Origin of the sequence: Yersinia hibernica (assembly GCF_004124235.1) — a bacterium.
Classification (GTDB): domain Bacteria; phylum Pseudomonadota; class Gammaproteobacteria; order Enterobacterales; family Enterobacteriaceae; genus Yersinia; species Yersinia hibernica.
In genome coordinates this window covers 931,840-948,680 of the sequence record NZ_CP032487.1, presented here as the reverse complement: position 1 = coordinate 948,680, position 16,841 = coordinate 931,840, and the positions used below count along the sequence as shown (strand labels likewise).

Genomic DNA, 16,841 nt, shown 5'->3' with positions numbered 1-16,841 from the left:
TAAGCGCTATTACTGCATCAACAAGTAGAGTGAAGTATCACCACGCTGAATACTCAATGCCAATACCGATGGTTTGGTATCAAGGATTTTCCGCAGCTCACCCAGATTCTGGACAGGTTGCTGGTTAACGCCCATGATAATATCGCCTTTTTTCAGGCCGATGCGCGCCGCAGCGGTACCTGTTTTCACGCTATCAACTTTCACACCTTTTTTACCATTAACATCAGAGTTGCTTAATTCAGCGCCTTCAATACCGGTGTAAAGATTGCCTGAATCAACTTGCGTTTGGCTGCTCTGCTCTAATGTGACTTCCACATTGACTGGTTTACCCTCGCGCAGCAAACCTAAGGTCATTTTGCTACCCACTGGCAAAGAACCAATCTCAGCACGGAAGCCTGCAAAACTGTTGATAGCTTTGCCATTCATGCTGACAATCACATCCCCCGCCTTGATCCCTGCTTTAGCAGCAGCAGATTTTGGCAGTACCTGGCTAATAAAGGCGCCTTTCTGTGCATCCACATTCATCGCTTTGGCCAGCTCAGAGTTCAACTCAGTGCCCATGATTCCCAGTTCACCGCGTTTCACCTGGCCAAACTCAACCATCTGAGCGGTCAGGTTTTTCACCATGTTACTTGGAATAGCGAAACCGATACCAATATTGCCGCCATCAGGTGCCAGAATAGCGGTGTTAATCCCAATCAGCTCACCGTTCAGGTTGATCAGTGCGCCACCGGAGTTGCCACGGTTAATGGCCGCATCAGTCTGGATAAAGTTTTCGTAGTTTTCCACATTCAAGCCACTACGACCCAATGCTGACACGATACCAGAAGTGACGGTTTCACCCAGGCCATAAGGGTTACCGATTGCCACGGTATAATCCCCAACACGCAGTTGATCAGAATCAGCAATTTTTATCGCGGTGAGATTTTTAGCATCTTTCAGCTGTAATAAGGCGATATCGGTACGTGGATCTTTGCCGATCACTTTCGCTTCATAGCTGCGGCCATCACTCAATTTCACACTGATTTTGGTCGCATTATCTACCACATGGTTATTGGTCACGACATAACCTTTAGCGGAATCAATAATGACACCTGAGCCCAAAGCTCGGAAATCCTGTTTGCTCGGCGCACCACCTTTGCTACCAGGGCCGCCCTGACACATCGGAGAAGCTTGGAACGGGGAACCGTCCTGGCAGAATGGCGAATCATCACCAAAGAATTGCTGGAACTGTGGTGGAATAGCGCCTGCAGCATTGCTGACTTGAGCGCTCCCCTCCACATTGATACTCACAACCGAAGGCATGACCTTCTCTAGCATTGGCGCCAGGCTAGGGAGCTGCTGGCTGCTAGAAGACGCCGTTTCTGCCGAAATGGCAGAAGAAACCGGCCCCATGGCTAAACCGATGCTCAATGCCAATGCACTTAACACTAAAGTTGTTTTTTTCATGTATTCTGGCTCTCGCTGTACAATTAATAATGAGTCAATAAAATGGTGTATCGCAAACTTATCCCGTCATAAATGATGTTGCCGCAGGTACCGCAGGCAAACCCGAGAATCTAACTCAATTTAGTGAATCGGGTGAATGCTAACCGCTAGCACCCCAACAATTTCAAGTAAGAGGGATATAGTCGTCTTGCTTAGTAAGATTAAATATGGGGGATGAAGTTCAGAGAACCAATAATTGGAAAAGTAAAAAATATTGTCCGTCTTTACAAATCTATAGTTAATTAAACGGACATTTTAGTTTTTCTGTATGCTATTCCGCGGCCATCAAACGGCGATATTCATCATAAGCATAAAGGTCTGTCATACCGCTGATATAATCCTGAATTAAACGCGCACGATAATAATATTCATATATCTCATGTTGTTCTGGCGGTAAATTACGTAATCGCTCCGCGGATTCCGCATAGGCCAGACGATGCTTAGTTGACAATTTATGGAACAAACGAGTCTCAATCGGGTACTCCCGATGACTGTCTTCTACCACTAATTGCGTAAATGCTGTTTGCGGCATAGCTAATAGCGGGCTATAAATATCAAGCAACCCACTAATAACTCTATATCCTTGTAATTCAAGCTGTTCTACTTCTGGATAATTGAATACGTGCTTTACGGCTACCTTTTTAAAAATTTGCAGTAATTTACACGCCGGGCTGGAGTCTTCTAATAAAGCCTGATTAAACGAACCTGAAAATACCGCCGGTAGATTCTCTATAAAACGCTGTGCTGCATGCGGAACTAATTTCCCTACGGTATTAACCCGTAAATACATAAAGAATTGATCTTCAGAACTACGCCGACCTTGTTCGCGTCCTAATTGACGAAATGCACCACCAACCACTTTATCAAACATATCACCATGACTCACTTCTCCCCACTCTTTCACCATATGCTCATAAAGTTGTTCAGCACTAAAAATATTTTTTTCCACCGCATCTTCTAAATCGGCAATACAATAAGAGATATCATCCGCAGCTTCCATAATATAGGTCAGCGGGAAACGGTTAAACTCCCCCATATTAAGTTCACGACGTAAATCTTTAACATATGCCTCTTCAGCGAGATAAAATCCTGGTTTCTTCATCAAATAGTGATGAGAAGCCGGAATATCATCTGACCAATAAGCTGGCTTGGTATATTTAAGAATGCAACCAACTTGGGCATAGGTGAGATTCAACTTTAATAAGCTATAAACCAGGCGAATAGCTTGTGCATTGCCCTCAAACTGACTTAAATCACGACGGATTTTACTGCGCAGAATATTGAGTTCAGTTTCCCCCTCCCGCAGTTTTAATATATTAACTTTGCATTGATCTTTACCCCGTGGCTCGGCCCCCCCTCCATTAGGATCCATTTGTTTAGTAAACCAATTATTAATTGCCGACTCGCCAAAATGGCCAAAAGGTGGGTTACCAATGTCATGCATCAGACATGCCATTTCTACAATACTTTCAAAGGGATCAAGCAGTTTATCTAACCCATAGGCGGTGATTTTTTTATCTTGCTTAAAGCGATTGAGGATCTCTTTGGCGATATAACGGCCGACCTGCTGGACTTCCAGCGAATGAGTTAAACGGCTGCGGACGGCGGCATTGCGCTCCAACGGGAAGACTTGTGTTTTTTGTTGTAGACGCCGAATGGCAGCGGAATTAACAATGCGGCCGCGATCACTTTCAAATACTCGGGTAATCTCATATTCATCCTCAGCCGAGCTGGGTTTACCAAATGGCCGCTGAAAACTTATTTTCTGTTTAAAGTCGATCCCGGACATGTTACCCCCTGAGTATCTAAGTGTATCCCAACAGTCATTAGTATTACGGCAAAGCAGCAAATGAGTATATCCCTACGAGCTGATATAAGTTGGTGATTCAGATGTATAAGAGCCGATCACGCCGCCGTAACTTCAAGTACCAAAGGAATAAACAGTGATACCCACTCTCAGGAGAAGATGCAATTGATTACGTGTGAACTGCGGCACATTACGCATTATCTTTGGTGAACTACCCGACTATATCACTTACCTGATAAACTGTGTCTTGATGATTACAGAATAATCCATTTTTTAAAATCGGTAGGTATCTATATGAAAGTAGGCATTATTGGTGCAATGGAACAAGAAGTCACACTGCTGCGTGACAAAATTGAAAATCGCCAAACCTTAGCACGCGCGGGCTGTGAGATTTACACCGGCCAACTCAATGGTGTTGATGTCGCCTTGCTGAAATCGGGTATTGGTAAAGTGTCTGCAGCAATGGGCACCACTCTATTATTAGAGCATTGCCAGCCAGACATTGTTATCAATACCGGTTCCGCTGGTGGCCTAGCCTCTAGTCTGAAAGTCGGCGATATCGTGGTTTCTACTGAAGTCCGCTATCACGATGCCGATGTGACAGCTTTTGGCTATGAACCAGGACAAATGGCGGGTTGTCCAGCAGCTTTCATCGCCGCTCCTGAGCTGATTGCACTGGCTGAAAGTTGCATCAATGAATTGAATTTAAATGCAGTGCGTGGCCTGATTTGTAGCGGCGATGCTTTCATCAATGGGGCAGCCCCTTTGGCTCGCATTCGCGCCACTTTCCCGACCGTGGCAGCCGTTGAAATGGAAGCCGCGGCCATCGGCCATGTTTGCTACCTCTTCAAAACACCTTTTGTTGTGGTTCGCGCTATTTCTGACGTTGCTGATAGAGAGTCTCATCTGAGTTTTGATGAATTTCTGGTTGTCGCCGCCAAACAGTCGACTCTGATGATTGAAGCAATGCTAACCACACTGGCTCAGCGCGGTTAATGGTGCGGCGCAAGATTGCCCCGAGGGCGCGAGCAGCAATAATCCTGCCCTTGGCAGGGATATTGTTGTTCAGCCTGTTGACCAAATCAGTGCTGGCAGCGGAGCGGGTTATCAGTTTGTCTCCCAGCACCACTGAGTTGGCCTATGCTGCCGGGCTTGGGGACAAACTAATTGCAGTAAGTGCTTACTCTGACTATCCCGCAGCGGCTAAAAAGCTGGAACACGTCGCTTCCTGGCAAGGGGTCAATGTCGAACGTATTTTGGCATTAAAGCCAGATTTGATCCTTGCCTGGCGCGGCGGAAATCCACAGCGCCCGTTGGATCAACTGGCTTCTTTTGGTATTCCGATTTTCTATTCTGATCCCGCTAATATTGATCAAATTGCAGATGATCTGGATAAACTGGCTCAATACAGCCCACAACCAGAGAAAGCACATCTGGCTGCTGGGAAATTACGTCAGGAAGTCAGTGAGTTACGCAACAATAATGCCCGCAGTCAGCCGCTACGGACTTTCCTGCAATTTGGTACTCAACCGCTATTTACCAGCTCAGGACATACATTACAGAGTGAAGTTATTTCCCTTTGTGGCGGGGAAAATATTTTTGCCGGTAGCCGTGTTCCTTGGCCGCAAGTTAGTCGTGAGCAAGTGATGACGCGCCAGCCACAGCTGATAGTGGTAAGTGGTGATAAGTCTCAGGCAGATAACATCCACACCTTTTGGCAGCCCCAGCTTACAGTGCCGGTGATAACACTCAATGAGGACTGGTTTAATCGTGCTGGCCCACGCATTGTACTGGCGGCCAAACAGCTGTGCCAACAAATGGCCAGCCTTCCATCTTCTGTGGCGGAGTCACATTAATGCTGGTCTATTGGCTGGATATTTTAGGTACTGCGGTATTTGCTATCTCTGGTGTGTTGCTGGCGGGGAAGTTGCGTATGGATCCCTTTGGCGTACTGGTTTTGGGTGTAGTGACCGCGGTTGGTGGTGGGACAATCCGCGATATGGCCTTAGCCAATGGCCCCGTATTTTGGGTCAAAGATCCCACTGACTTAGTGGTGGCGATGGTCACTTGTCTGGCAACTATTTTGCTGGTGCGACAGCCACGACGCACACCAAAATGGATCTTGCCGGTGCTCGATGCCATTGGCTTGGCGGTGTTCGTGGGGATCGGGGTCAATAAAGCTTTTGCAGCCGATGCCAGCCCCTTAGTCGCTATCTGTATGGGAGTAATAACCGGCGTTGGGGGAGGAATTATCCGTGATGTCTTAGCCCGTGAGATCCCAATGATCCTGCGTACTGAAATCTACGCCACAGCCTGCATCATCGGCGGAATTGTCCATGCAACAGCGTTTTATACTTTTGGCATGCCACTGCAACAAGCGATGATGCTGGGCATGGTGATAACCCTTGGTATCAGGCTCGCCGCTATTCGCTGGCGTTTAAAACTGCCAACATTTGAAATCGAGCATTAATGGCGATGCACAGATACCGATTGTCAGGAGCAGCCTATATTTTGTACAATGCGGATAACTTGTAGACTCCCACCGAGCCTACAAGCTTTCGTAGCGGCGTATAAATTAATATGGAATTTATATTTTAGTCCGTATTAAATCTTCAAGTTTTTAAATAATTAGCCGATATCTAGATATCATTACTGCCTGGGTTGGGCAGTAGCAGTTAAAAATGCAGTTATAAATCATGAAATACTTTTTGTTGATGTTTTGGCTGGTCTTTTTTGCCAGTCCGTCGCTAGCCCAGGGGGTAAGCGGCACAATCAATTTACAGCTTTCTATCGTGCCATCTTGTCAGGTGCAATCGCCTGCTCAAAATGAGCGCCAAACTAATGACTCAAAAATGAATTATCCAGAAATACAGTGTAATCGAGGGAATGGATTAGCTACGGAACCTAAAATTAGCCATTCCGTGATTGCATCTGGTGACTCGCAATTGAGCAAAACCGTTAGCGGCCAGATGGCGCAATTGATTACTGTAGAGTGGTAATATTCTGATGTAAAAAACCGCAACTGTATAAGGTTGCGGTTTTTTTTTAGCAAAATATTAGGTGATTTTATAGCCAAAAACATTGGTGTTACAGCAAGGTAGAAACCCCGGTGAACTTACTCAAGTCAGTGATTCGGGTGCATGAATGCCGCTAACATAGCGGTAGCACCAGGGATAGGCTAGATGCTGAAAGAAGAGCCACACCCACAAGTGCTCTTCGCATTCGGATTTGTCACGATAAAGCGAGAACCTTCCAGCCCTTCGGTATAATCCACTGCACCACCGACCAAATATTGTAAACTCATTGGGTCAACAACCAGTTCAACACCTTGCTTTTCAATGGTCATATCACCATCGTTTATCTGATCATCAAAAGTAAAGCCATACTGGAACCCGCTACATCCACCACCAGTGATGTAGACCCGCAGCTTCAGATTTGGATTTTCCTCATCAGAAATCAGCAGTTTCACTTTTTTTGCCGCTGCCTCGGTAAACTGCAGGGGCAGTACTGTTTCGTCACTCATACTCATCACTCCCAACCGGTGTTCGAGGTGCAGGTTACTACAATGGCAGCCTGATCTATGTATTGATTATCCAATACCCGAGTAATTCATTCAAGTATTGTGGCCTAATGTTATATATTATCTACCTGTTTGAGTGCTACTTTCAACCACCGCTTGTTGCTCCGCCGCCTTTGCTGCTTGCTCTTGCCTTTGTAAAGTGCGGGCCAAAATAGCTGAATACAAGGGCTTACCCCCCATAAATTGCGCGATTAATGTTGCCCCCAAGCAAGTCACTATCATGGGCAAAATGAGCTGATAATTATCGGTCATTTCCAACACCAGCACGATCCCGGTAAGAGGTGCCCGCACCGAAGCGGCAAACAGCGCCCCCATTCCAGCGATGGCAAAAGTCCCTGCATCAATAGCGTATTCAGGGAAAAAGTGCGCGCAAGATAAGCCAAAAGCGGTTCCCAGAATGGTTCCCAGAGCCAACATAGGGGCAAATATCCCGCCCGGAGCACCAGAACCAAAACACAATAAAGTGGTGACCACTCTGGCAACAAAGATAAAAAGCAACATGCCAATACTGTAGTTACCGGCGACCGCGATAGGAATTAATGCAAAACCGCCGCCCACAGCTTCACCATGAATCAATGCCAGCAAACCACACATCCCCCCCAGTAAGCCGCCTATCAACACCAGTTTGCGCCAATCACCGCCGTGAAAGCGCATAAACATATCTTGCGTACGGAATATTAGCGCATTAAACATCACGCCCACTGCTCCGAAAATAATGCCCAGCAACAAATAGAGCCACAAGCTATTTAGCGACACATCACTGAGCTTGCCAACATCGATAATGGCCCGCTCACCATTAAAGTAGCGATAGACAATGGTTGAAGTTATCACCCCGACAAATACCGCTTTAATGGATACCAAGCTGTAGCGGAACTGCGAACGCATCTCTTCAATAACAAATAATATCCCCGCTAGTGGAGCATTAAACGCGGCAGATAGCCCCGCAGCGGCACCGGTCGCTAATAAAGAGTGGCGAGCTTCAGAGCTGCGCAGACGGAAGATATCGACAATCATCCGCCCACTATTGGCCCCCATTTGCACCATCGGCCCCTCGCGGCCTAACACCATGCCAGCCCCGAGTGTGCCAAGGCCACCAATAAACTTGACTGGGATAACCCGCCACCAGCGAACGGGCCGCATCTCTTCCATGGCCCCTTCTATTTCAGGTATCCCCGAACCACCGGCCTCAGGAGCAAAACGGCGCACCAGAAAATACCCCACCATCGCCAGCAATGCCGACATAATAAAGGCCAGCGGCCAGACTAAAATCGCATTGTTAGCAACGTTTGCGACAATCGACAACCTTTCTTGCTGAATCCAATCGACGCCGCGATCAAAAGCCACCCCGACTAAACCGGTGACCACACCAACCACCGCTGCCATGATAAGAATAACTAAAGGTGTCGTATCACGATTAACCAAAGCATGGATAAAGCGGCCACGTTTCACCTCAGAAATGCCTTCTGTAGATATGTTTTGCGTTGAGTCAGTCATATTTTGTATGTTTTGAGTTGAATAATAAGTAATACAAATCCGCAATATGAGTCTAGCTTAGACGTTGAGAGTGTGCCTACTTAAACGCTAATGAAATGATCTCGCTCAGAAAAGGCTTTATTTTCAATTTGCGGCGCATCGCGCAAGCTAGCGGTTAAATATAGCCAATCATTTGATAACTGCTGCCAGTTCTTTAGAATAAGCAGCATTGTTATTGCCAAGGCTGATGTTGCCAATGTTAATGTCGCCCAATTCAGGAGCCGTTTTATGAGTAAATCCGAAAGTCTGTATGCCCAGGCAAAACAGCTAATCCCAGGCGGGGTTAACTCTCCGGTGCGTGCTTTCACCGGTGTCGGTGGCGTCCCATTATTCATTGAACGTGCTGATGGCGCTTATTTATTTGATGTGGATGGTAATGCCTATATTGATTATGTTGGTTCTTGGGGGCCAATGGTCTTGGGGCACAATCACCCGGCAATTCGTCAGGCCGTGATTGAAGCAGTCGAACGCGGTCTGAGCTTTGGCGCACCAACAGAAATGGAAGTCAAAATGGCTGAATTGGTAACCAATTTAGTCCCGACCATGGATATGGTGCGCATGGTCAACTCCGGTACAGAGGCGACCATGAGTGCCATTCGTTTGGCCCGAGGCTTCACTGGTCGCGATAAAATTATCAAGTTTGAGGGTTGCTATCATGGCCATGCAGATTGTCTGCTGGTAAAAGCGGGTTCAGGCGCCTTAACACTTGGCCAACCTAACTCTCCAGGCGTGCCCGCAGACTTTGCGAAGCATACCCTGACTTGTACCTATAATGATTTAGCCTCCGTGCGCAAAACCTTTGAGCAATATCCGCAAGACGTGGCTTGTATCATTGTTGAACCTGTCGCCGGTAATATGAATTGCGTTCCCCCCTTACCGGAGTTCCTGCCCGGATTACGCGCATTATGTGATGAGTTTGGCGCGCTGTTAATTATTGATGAAGTCATGACCGGTTTTCGTGTGGCATTAGCCGGAGCGCAGGATTATTACGGTGTTGTCCCTGATTTGACCTGTCTGGGGAAAATTATTGGCGGCGGTATGCCGGTGGGGGCGTTTGGTGGTCGTCGCGATGTCATGGATGCTCTGGCACCAACAGGCCCGGTTTATCAGGCGGGTACACTATCCGGTAACCCAATTGCCATGGCGGCCGGTTTTGCTTGCCTGACTGAGGTGGCTCAGGTTGGTATTCATGAGACCCTAACAGAGTTAACCGACTCTCTGGCGACTGGTCTGCTACATGCCGCGAAAGCAGAGAATATTCCACTGGTAGTTAACCATGTAGGGGGGATGTTCGGCATATTCTTTACCGATGCTCCAACCGTGACTTGCTATCAGGATGTGATGAACTGCGACGTCGAGCGATTCAAGCACTTCTTCCATTTGATGCTAGAAGAAGGTATTTATCTGGCTCCGTCGGCTTTTGAAGCGGGCTTTATGTCCGTGGCGCACAGCCCAGAAGATATCCAGAAAACTGTGAATGCGGCTCGTCGCTGTTTTGCCAAGCTTTAATCCCAATTCATTCACCATCTCCCAATATGGGGGGTGGTGAAAAAATTCATATTTGCTCAATTCCTCGGTGGCTTCATCATTCGTAATAGCTACAACCGCCTTCCTCGCGGGATTGTATTACTCATATAACTAGACACACAATATATGCATATAAATTAAAAGGTTAAATTCACTTACTAGCACCACTATCTTTATCCTTAAAGATGAATTCACGTGGCGCTTATTATCAGAATTTTGTAGAAAAAATCTGATATTGCTATCTCATTAGCCCATGGAGGACACCCTATTATCAGGCTGAATGAGATAGACGATAGAATCCAATTACCGCCCCTGTTTACGCAATAAATAAACAAAGTACGGGGCACCGATAAACGTCGCCAATAACCCTGCGGGGATTTGATTTGGGAATAACAACATCCGGCCACACCAATCAGCAAAGACCATCAATAAACCACCTAAGATAGCCGCAAGAAATAACTGTGGGATAGCACGCCGGAAGCCTAGCATTCGAGCCATATGCGGTGCCATCAGGCCGACAAAACTTAATGGCCCCACCGTCAATGTGGCCGCTGCTGTCATCGTGGCCGCCAACAGCAAGATGGCTAATCGGCTAGGTAATAGCGCCACCCCCAATGCTCTGGCGGTCACACTCCCCAGTGGCAAGATAGTTAACCAACGGCGGCACAATGGAGTTAATGCCACCAAAATCAGCGCAATAACACCGGTAATCAATGCTTGTGGGCCATCAACAGCATAGGTAGAACCTGAGATCCAAGTCAGTAAACCCCGCATGCGCGGATCACCGCTGGCCAATAACATAGTTATCACCGTGGTAAAGGCGGTGCTCAGCGCAATCCCTGCCAATAACATGCGGCCAGGTGAAAACCCGCCACGGCCAGCCACCACCAAAATCAGTAATAAAGTTACCGCCGCCCCCAAGCTTCCGGCGGGTAGCAACCATGCTAGCGCATTACCTGGCACGATAAACATCATGATGACAACACCGAAAGATGCACCGGAACTGATCCCCAACACTTCGGGGCTGGCCATTGGATTACCCGTCAGTTTTTGAATTAATGTTCCCGCAACTGCCAGCATCATACCGGCGGCCAGCGCAGCCAAGACCCGTGGCCAGCGCCAGTGCAACAATGCTTGGATATCCTCCCCAGAAATCCAATTCCAGCCATGACTATCACGACCAAACATTAGCGCCACAGATAAGCCGGCAAGCATTATCAATAAGCCGCCACTGATCCATAAGCCCAAATGTTGCCGTTCGGCAGGAACATTGTCACCAAAATCCATACTGGGTGGGGTCGCGCTATGCAGGCGAGGCAACAGCCATAATAAAAGCGGAGCGCCAATTAGCGCAGTTGCCGCCCCCGTTGGGATTTCCTGCCAAACTTGTGCCAGCCAGATAAGGCTCTGGTCCGTAACCCACAGCAGTAAAGCTCCCAAGAGCGGAGCCAACATCAAACGTTGCGCTAATCGGCGAGCCCCCAAAATTCTTGCCAGTAAAGGCGCAAATAGACCAATAAAACCAATGACTCCGACGGCATTAACCAACATTGCACTAAATAAGATTGCCACTGCCAACGCACTTAGCCGCGCTAACGACAATCCTAAGCCCAGATTACGGGCCACACCATCATCCAGACCGAGCAAAGTTAATGGGCGAATTAATAAAGCAGCCAATACACCAGTTATCAGCAAGCGCGGTAGCAAAAACTGCACCGTGCTCCAATCTTGTTGATTCAGGGCACCGCTACTCCACAGGAACAATCCTTGCAGTTGATCATAATTGAATAGCGCCAACAAATTACTGACCGCGCTACAGTAAAGGCCGAGAACCAACCCTGCCAATATCAGGGTCACGGGCGACATCCGTTTGCCCCAGGCAACACCAAATACCAACAACCCAACCATGATGCCACCGGCCATCGCCGCCAGTTGCCGGGTCAATTCACCACCGGGTAACATCCATAATGTCGCGATAGTCAGGCCAAGTTGAGCACCGGCAGCAACCCCCAGAGTGGCCGGTTCAGCCAGTGGATTGCGCAATACCTGCTGAAACAAAACCCCCACTAGCCCCAGCCCGGCCCCAGTGAGCAGTGCCACCGCCAACCGGGGAAGTTGGCTGTAGTGAAATAACATTTGGCGCACATCATCACTATTTGGCTGCCATAGTGCAGCCCCCCAGAGTGAGGCCGGTAGTACCTGACTAAAATTATATAGCGTCAATGCCACGGCAAACATGAGCAGCAAGCCAAGTAAGCAGGCTGGCAGCAGCCAACTTTTACGTCGTTTTTTGGCCATCATGAAGATTGACCCCATGCTGACGCCAATAGGCGTACAAACCGCATGGCTGACAATGTTGCGCCATAGAACCACACCGCGGGCAATATCTGTAATTGATTTTGGCGCACAAATGACATGGATTGCCATAATGGTGTGCGGGCAACCTGCTGTAAAATTTCATTATTACCATGGACAAAGCACATTGCTCGCCCTGGTTTTACCGTGGCTAAACGTTCAATTCCCACGACGGCGCTGCCCCACATATTGGTCTCGCCCTGCCAGGCATTGTTAATATTCAATTCGTTTAATACATCCTGGAACAAGCTGCCTTGGCCTATGACCAATGCATGGCGAGTATCCAACAGGGAGAACATCAATAATGATGTCTTATGAGTGGCAGCGAAGTGTTGCCGAGCAGTTTGCATAAAGTGATTAAAATCAGCGATATGCTGCTCAGCAACCGCTTCCAACCCGAGCCGCTGACCTAGCGCACGCAATGAATGCTGGCCGGTGGCCAGCGGTGAGCTACCCTGTTGGTTAAAAGCAAAACTCATCGAGGGGGCGATGGGAGCAAGTTTTTCCGCTGAGGGGCCAAAACCCTCTGACATCAAAATCAGTGACGGAGCCATTTGTTGTAACAATTCCAAATTAGGTTCCGTACGTTGCCCTATATCAATCACACTCGCAGGTAATGCCGGTTCCTCGACCCATAACCGGTAATTATGAGTATCCGCCACGCCATATGGCGTCACCCCAAGAGCCAGCAATAGCTCCACCGGCAACCACTCAAGCGCGACAACCCTGCTGCTATCAATCTTGAGAGAATTAGCAGCCCCCGCGGGCAATGAATACAATAATGGCGATAAAGCCAACGCGGTCAGTAACCTGCGCCGAGTCAGGCCCGGTGACATTATATGGGATTGTTCCATGGGGAAATACTTGGCCATTAGTACACGAAACTTACCGGCGCACCACCGGCCGGATGCGGCAATATTCCCATCGGAATGCCGTAAATCTGTTCCAGTACCGCACCTTGCATCAGGCTATACGCTGGGCCTTGCGCTATCATCTCGCCCCCGCGTAATGCCACCAAATGGTCGCAATAGCGGGCTGCCATATTAATATCATGCAATACCGCAATCACGGTCAGGCCGCGCTCGCGGCTGAGGCGCTGAATCAGCCCCAGCACCTCAACTTGATGAGCAATATCCAGTGCCGAGGTCGGCTCGTCGAGCAACAGGCACCGGCTATTTTGCGCCACCATCATCGCCAGCCAAGCTCGCTGGCGTTCCCCCCCCGATAAACTGTCAACCAGCCGATTTGCCAGTGGTTTTAAATCGACCAGCGCAATGGCCTCCTCCACCTGTTCACGATCCTCTTGGCGAAAACGCCCCAGCGCGCCATGCCAGGGATAACGGCCAATCGCCACCAACTCACGTACCGTCATCCCCTCCGCGGCGGGTAATTGCTGTGGCAAATAGGCCACTTCACGGGCAAAGGCTTTGTTATCCCACTGAGATAAAACCACGTCATTCAGTAGCACCTCACCACTGGAGGGCGGTTGGTGGCGACCCAGCATTTTTAAGAGTGTCGATTTGCCAGAACCATTATGCCCAATCAGCCCGCATACTTTTCCTTGCGGAAAGGTCAGTGACAATGGCTGCAATAAGCTTCGACCAGGAACCGAGAAACTCAGCTCACGGAGTGAAAATACGCTGGATTGGCTTGCCTGTTGGTCCAAGATGGTGCCCTGCGATTGAAGAAGTTAACGGGTGTAGCTGTTATTGCAACCCGAACGTTATCGATAAATAACGAGAAAGTGAATCGAAACGATAATAGTTATCAAAGCAAATAGTTTATGCGTAACCCACGGCGAACTGCAAGCGCAAAGCCAGACGATTTACTCGGGCGTAACACAGAGGTTGAGTCGGCAAGTACAGCGGGAGAGGCTGGCACGGTGATGATTTCCGCGCCAGCCGATAAAACGTTACTGGCCGAACATATCTTTAATCCAGCCTGCGACACCATCACCATCGGGTTTGGCTTGCTCTGCTGGTTGGGCCGCCTGACACAACCCTTGCGGATTTTCTGTCCACACCGGGATTGAGCGCATACCGCCGCCATCACCACAGACAAAATTCCCAGCCGAATCAATGTTCATCTGGCTAATTCCCTCTGGTGGCTGCAATACCAGCGGTAATGGCGTTTGATTCTCGAGATAGCGGCGATACAAAGTCAATGCGCCGTTAGCACCGGTCAATTTGGCTGGGCCATTATTGTCGCGCCCTACCCAAGCAATCGCCACCTCTTTGCCATCAATACCGGCAAACCAACTATCACGTAGATCATTGGTTGTACCCGTTTTGGCGGCCAGATTGTATTTTGAGAATTTCACTGATAATGAACGCGATGTTCCACGCGCCACCCCTTGTTGCATAGCATAAAGAGTGAGATAGGCGGCCTGTGCAGGTACCATGCGCTCCGCTTGCGGGAAGCTCTGATACAGCACCGTACCGTCTTCAGCAATCACCGAGCGCACGGCAGATAATGGCGCACGATTGCCGCCACTGGCGATAGTCTGGTATTCCTGCGCGACTTCAATCGGCGTCAGGTCAATCGCCCCCAGCAGCATCGCCGGCACGGGGTTAATCACCGCTTTCGGGATCCCCAGACGTTGTAGCATGGCACTTATCTGATCCAAGCCGACAGACATCCCCAGATTAACCGTCGGCACGTTCAGCGAGTTGGCTAAAGCATCAACCAGCATCACCTGACCCCGGAACTGACGATCGTAGTTTTTAGGCTGCCATGATGTGCCGTTGGATAACTTAATCGACAGCGGTTGGTCAGACAGCCAAGTATTAAGTCGGTATTTATCCGGCTCACTCAAGGCAGTAAGATAAGTCGGTGGCTTGGCGAGCGACCCCACCAAACGGCGCGCCTGCATCGCGCGGTTAAAACCGGCGAATTGCGGCTGTGCGCCACCGACCATAGCACGAACTTCACCACTGAAACGGTCGACAATCACCATTGCCGCTTCCAAATCATCCAAATGACGGGCAGCTTTCAAGGCTGGGATCCCATCTTCGATGGCTTTTTCTGCCGCATCCTGTGATACCGGATCTAGCGTGGTGAAGATTTTCACCCCGGACAAGTCGTTAATCTTGTCGCCCAACTTCTGTTGCAACTCTTGGCGCACCATCTGCATAAAAGCAGGTTGAGGAGTGATAACCCCACCTTTCGGCTGCACCCCCAGTGGGCGGGCGCTGAGCATGGTATACAGCTCGGCATCAATCACCCCCTGATTTTGCAATAAACGCAGCACCAAGTTACGGCGCTCGAGTGCTAGAGCCGGGTTGCGCCATGGGTTGTACAGCGAGGCCCCTTTCACCATCCCCACCAGCATGGCTTGCTGGTCGAGGCTCAATTCATTCACCGGTCGACCAAAGTAATACAAACTCGCCAGCGGGAAACCGCGAATCTGATCACTGCCACTTTGGCCGAGATACACTTCATTCAGATACAGTTCCAGAATTCGGTCTTTGCTGTAACGGTAATCCACCAACAGCGCCATATAGGCTTCATTAAGCTTACGCCACAGCGAACGCTCATTGGTCAGGAACAAGTTTTTGACCAATTGCTGTGTCAGGGTACTCCCGCCCTGTACCGCCTTACCGGCAGTCAGGTTAGCCACCACGGCACGGCCAATGGAATAGGGGCTGACACCGTCATGCTCATAGAAATGGCGGTCTTCTGTTGCCAGCAAAGTATCAACCAGCAAATCAGGGAAGCCAGCCCGCGGCACGAACAAGCGCTGCTCACCATTCGGCGATTGCAGCATGGTTATCAACTTAGGATCAAGCCGCAGGAAACCAAAATCGCGTTGATTATCCAGGTTTTGAATCTGGGCTAGCCGATCATTTTTAAACACCAAACGCGCACGAATTTGGCCTTCTTTCGCGTCAGGGAAATCAAATGGGCGACGCAAAATATCGATGCTGTCACCTTGCACGGTAAATTCGCCCGGGCGAGTCATACGGGTAACCTGCCGGTATTGCATACCCTCCAGCAAATCGATCATTTCTTTTTTGCTGTAAGACATCCCCGGCTCAAGGTTCACCATGCGGCCATAAACAGTGGCGGGCAATTGCCAAACCTTACCATCTATTCGGCTACGAATTTGCGAGTCAAGGTAAACGCCATAAATAGCCAATACCACCGCGCCGACCAGGAACAGTTTGATAAATAAGCCAAGCCAACGGCGTTTTTTGCGGGGCGGACGTGATGCTACCTTTCTTGGCATCGGTTCTTCCTCGTCGTCATAGTCATCATCGTCTTGGTCTGCGTCATCTAAATAATCTTCATCTTCGTATTCATCTTCATCACGCCGCCGGCGCACTGGCCGTTTTGGTGCAGCTTTGGGTTGGGCTTTCTTGCCCTTGCGCCCTATTGGCTCGCGGTCATCCCCAGACATGTCTTTCTCTCCACGCGCATTGGCGATTATTGCGGCTTATACCCGTCATACTTCAAGCTGCATGCGCGTTGGCTGCGTTCAATCACGCGAATCACTTACTACAGTAAGCTCATCGGGATTCTCTCGCTTGCCGCCTTCCTGCAACTCGAATT

General features: G+C 49.1%; 13 protein-coding genes. 5 read left to right on the top strand and 8 right to left on the bottom strand.

All coding sequences use genetic code 11. The features are described 5' to 3' along the window. Nucleotides 1–9: 9 nt before the first annotated feature. Entirely contained in the window at nt 10–1,449 is a 1,440-nt protein-coding gene (gene degP, locus D5F51_RS04550) for a serine endoprotease DegP (protein ID WP_129195732.1), read from the bottom strand. A gap of 310 nt (nt 1,450–1,759) precedes the next feature. Next, nucleotides 1,760–3,277 carry a dGTPase gene (gene dgt / locus D5F51_RS04545; protein ID WP_100273983.1) on the bottom strand — a complete coding sequence of 506 codons (1,518 nt, stop codon included), beginning with the start codon at nt 3,275–3,277 and terminating at the stop codon, nt 1,760–1,762. Nucleotides 3,278–3,589: 312 nt separating this feature from the next. On the opposite strand from dgt, the gene mtnN reads away from it, so the two are divergent. The 4 genes from mtnN (at nt 3,590) to D5F51_RS04525 (ending at nt 6,294) form a co-directional block, all read left to right on the top strand. After that, nucleotides 3,590–4,291: a 5'-methylthioadenosine/S-adenosylhomocysteine nucleosidase gene (gene mtnN, locus D5F51_RS04540; protein ID WP_025379456.1), complete on the top strand. Its 702-nt coding sequence runs from the start codon at nt 3,590–3,592 to the stop codon at nt 4,289–4,291. Then, nucleotides 4,291–5,151 carry a vitamin B12 ABC transporter substrate-binding protein BtuF gene (gene btuF, locus D5F51_RS04535; RefSeq protein WP_162301684.1) on the top strand — a complete coding sequence of 287 codons (861 nt, stop codon included), beginning with the start codon at nt 4,291–4,293 and terminating at the stop codon, nt 5,149–5,151. Before mtnN ends, btuF begins: the two co-directional genes overlap by 1 nt. Next, complete coding sequence (locus D5F51_RS04530; protein ID WP_025379458.1) at nt 5,151–5,765, top strand: TRIC cation channel family protein; 615 nt, start codon at nt 5,151–5,153, stop codon at nt 5,763–5,765. Before btuF ends, D5F51_RS04530 begins: the two co-directional genes overlap by 1 nt. Nucleotides 5,766–5,991: 226 nt before the next feature. Continuing rightward, a complete protein-coding gene (locus D5F51_RS04525; protein WP_129195731.1) occupies nt 5,992–6,294 on the top strand; it encodes a hypothetical protein in 303 nt (100 codons plus the stop codon). A gap of 179 nt (nt 6,295–6,473) precedes the next feature. Here D5F51_RS04525 and erpA read toward each other — a convergent pair whose 3' ends face one another. Continuing rightward, nucleotides 6,474–6,818: an iron-sulfur cluster insertion protein ErpA gene (gene erpA / locus D5F51_RS04520; protein ID WP_004706254.1), complete on the bottom strand. Its 345-nt coding sequence runs from the start codon at nt 6,816–6,818 to the stop codon at nt 6,474–6,476. A 117-nt stretch (nt 6,819–6,935) separates the two neighbouring features. After that, complete coding sequence (gene clcA / locus D5F51_RS04515) at nt 6,936–8,369, bottom strand: H(+)/Cl(-) exchange transporter ClcA (protein WP_025379460.1); 1,434 nt, start codon at nt 8,367–8,369, stop codon at nt 6,936–6,938. A 267-nt stretch (nt 8,370–8,636) separates the two neighbouring features. On the opposite strand from clcA, the gene hemL reads away from it, so the two are divergent. After that, on the top strand, nt 8,637–9,917 hold the full coding sequence (gene hemL, locus D5F51_RS04510; protein ID WP_025379461.1) for a glutamate-1-semialdehyde 2,1-aminomutase: 1,281 nt from the start codon (nt 8,637–8,639) through the stop codon (nt 9,915–9,917). A gap of 321 nt (nt 9,918–10,238) precedes the next feature. On the opposite strand, the gene fhuB is transcribed toward hemL, so the two are convergent. The 4 genes from fhuB to mrcB all read right to left on the bottom strand — a co-directional run bounded on the left by fhuB (nt 10,239) and on the right by mrcB (nt 16,689). Continuing rightward, nucleotides 10,239–12,236 carry a Fe(3+)-hydroxamate ABC transporter permease FhuB gene (fhuB, locus tag D5F51_RS04505; RefSeq protein ID WP_129195730.1) on the bottom strand — a complete coding sequence of 666 codons (1,998 nt, stop codon included), beginning with the start codon at nt 12,234–12,236 and terminating at the stop codon, nt 10,239–10,241. Continuing rightward, complete coding sequence (fhuD, locus tag D5F51_RS04500; RefSeq protein WP_391592415.1) at nt 12,233–13,144, bottom strand: Fe(3+)-hydroxamate ABC transporter substrate-binding protein FhuD; 912 nt, start codon at nt 13,142–13,144, stop codon at nt 12,233–12,235. Before fhuD ends, fhuB begins: the two co-directional genes overlap by 4 nt. Before the next feature lie 17 nt (nt 13,145–13,161). Next, on the bottom strand, nt 13,162–13,956 hold the full coding sequence (gene fhuC / locus D5F51_RS04495; protein ID WP_025379464.1) for a Fe3+-hydroxamate ABC transporter ATP-binding protein FhuC: 795 nt from the start codon (nt 13,954–13,956) through the stop codon (nt 13,162–13,164). A 246-nt stretch (nt 13,957–14,202) separates the two neighbouring features. After that, complete coding sequence (mrcB, locus tag D5F51_RS04490) at nt 14,203–16,689, bottom strand: bifunctional glycosyl transferase/transpeptidase (RefSeq protein ID WP_129195728.1); 2,487 nt, start codon at nt 16,687–16,689, stop codon at nt 14,203–14,205. Nucleotides 16,690–16,841 lie beyond the last annotated feature (152 nt).

What these genes read in the sequence shown, in the direction of transcription:
- D5F51_RS04525 (WP_129195731.1), top strand. Translation starts at nt 5,992, where the DNA reads ATGAAATACTTTTTGTTGATGTTTTGGCTGGTCTTTTTTGCCAGTCCG.
- clcA (WP_025379460.1), bottom strand. Translation starts at nt 8,369, where the DNA reads ATGACTGACTCAACGCAAAACATATCTACAGAAGGCATTTCTGAGGTG.
- degP (WP_129195732.1), bottom strand. Translation starts at nt 1,449, where the DNA reads ATGAAAAAAACAACTTTAGTGTTAAGTGCATTGGCATTGAGCATCGGT.
- btuF (WP_162301684.1), top strand. Translation starts at nt 4,291, where the DNA reads ATGGTGCGGCGCAAGATTGCCCCGAGGGCGCGAGCAGCAATAATCCTG.
- fhuD (WP_391592415.1), bottom strand. Translation starts at nt 13,144, where the DNA reads ATGGAACAATCCCATATAATGTCACCGGGCCTGACTCGGCGCAGGTTA.
- D5F51_RS04530 (WP_025379458.1), top strand. Translation starts at nt 5,151, where the DNA reads ATGCTGGTCTATTGGCTGGATATTTTAGGTACTGCGGTATTTGCTATC.
- dgt (WP_100273983.1), bottom strand. Translation starts at nt 3,277, where the DNA reads ATGTCCGGGATCGACTTTAAACAGAAAATAAGTTTTCAGCGGCCATTT.
- fhuB (WP_129195730.1), bottom strand. Translation starts at nt 12,236, where the DNA reads ATGATGGCCAAAAAACGACGTAAAAGTTGGCTGCTGCCAGCCTGCTTA.
- mrcB (WP_129195728.1), bottom strand. Translation starts at nt 16,689, where the DNA reads ATGTCTGGGGATGACCGCGAGCCAATAGGGCGCAAGGGCAAGAAAGCC.
- erpA (WP_004706254.1), bottom strand. Translation starts at nt 6,818, where the DNA reads ATGAGTGACGAAACAGTACTGCCCCTGCAGTTTACCGAGGCAGCGGCA.
- mtnN (WP_025379456.1), top strand. Translation starts at nt 3,590, where the DNA reads ATGAAAGTAGGCATTATTGGTGCAATGGAACAAGAAGTCACACTGCTG.
- hemL (WP_025379461.1), top strand. Translation starts at nt 8,637, where the DNA reads ATGAGTAAATCCGAAAGTCTGTATGCCCAGGCAAAACAGCTAATCCCA.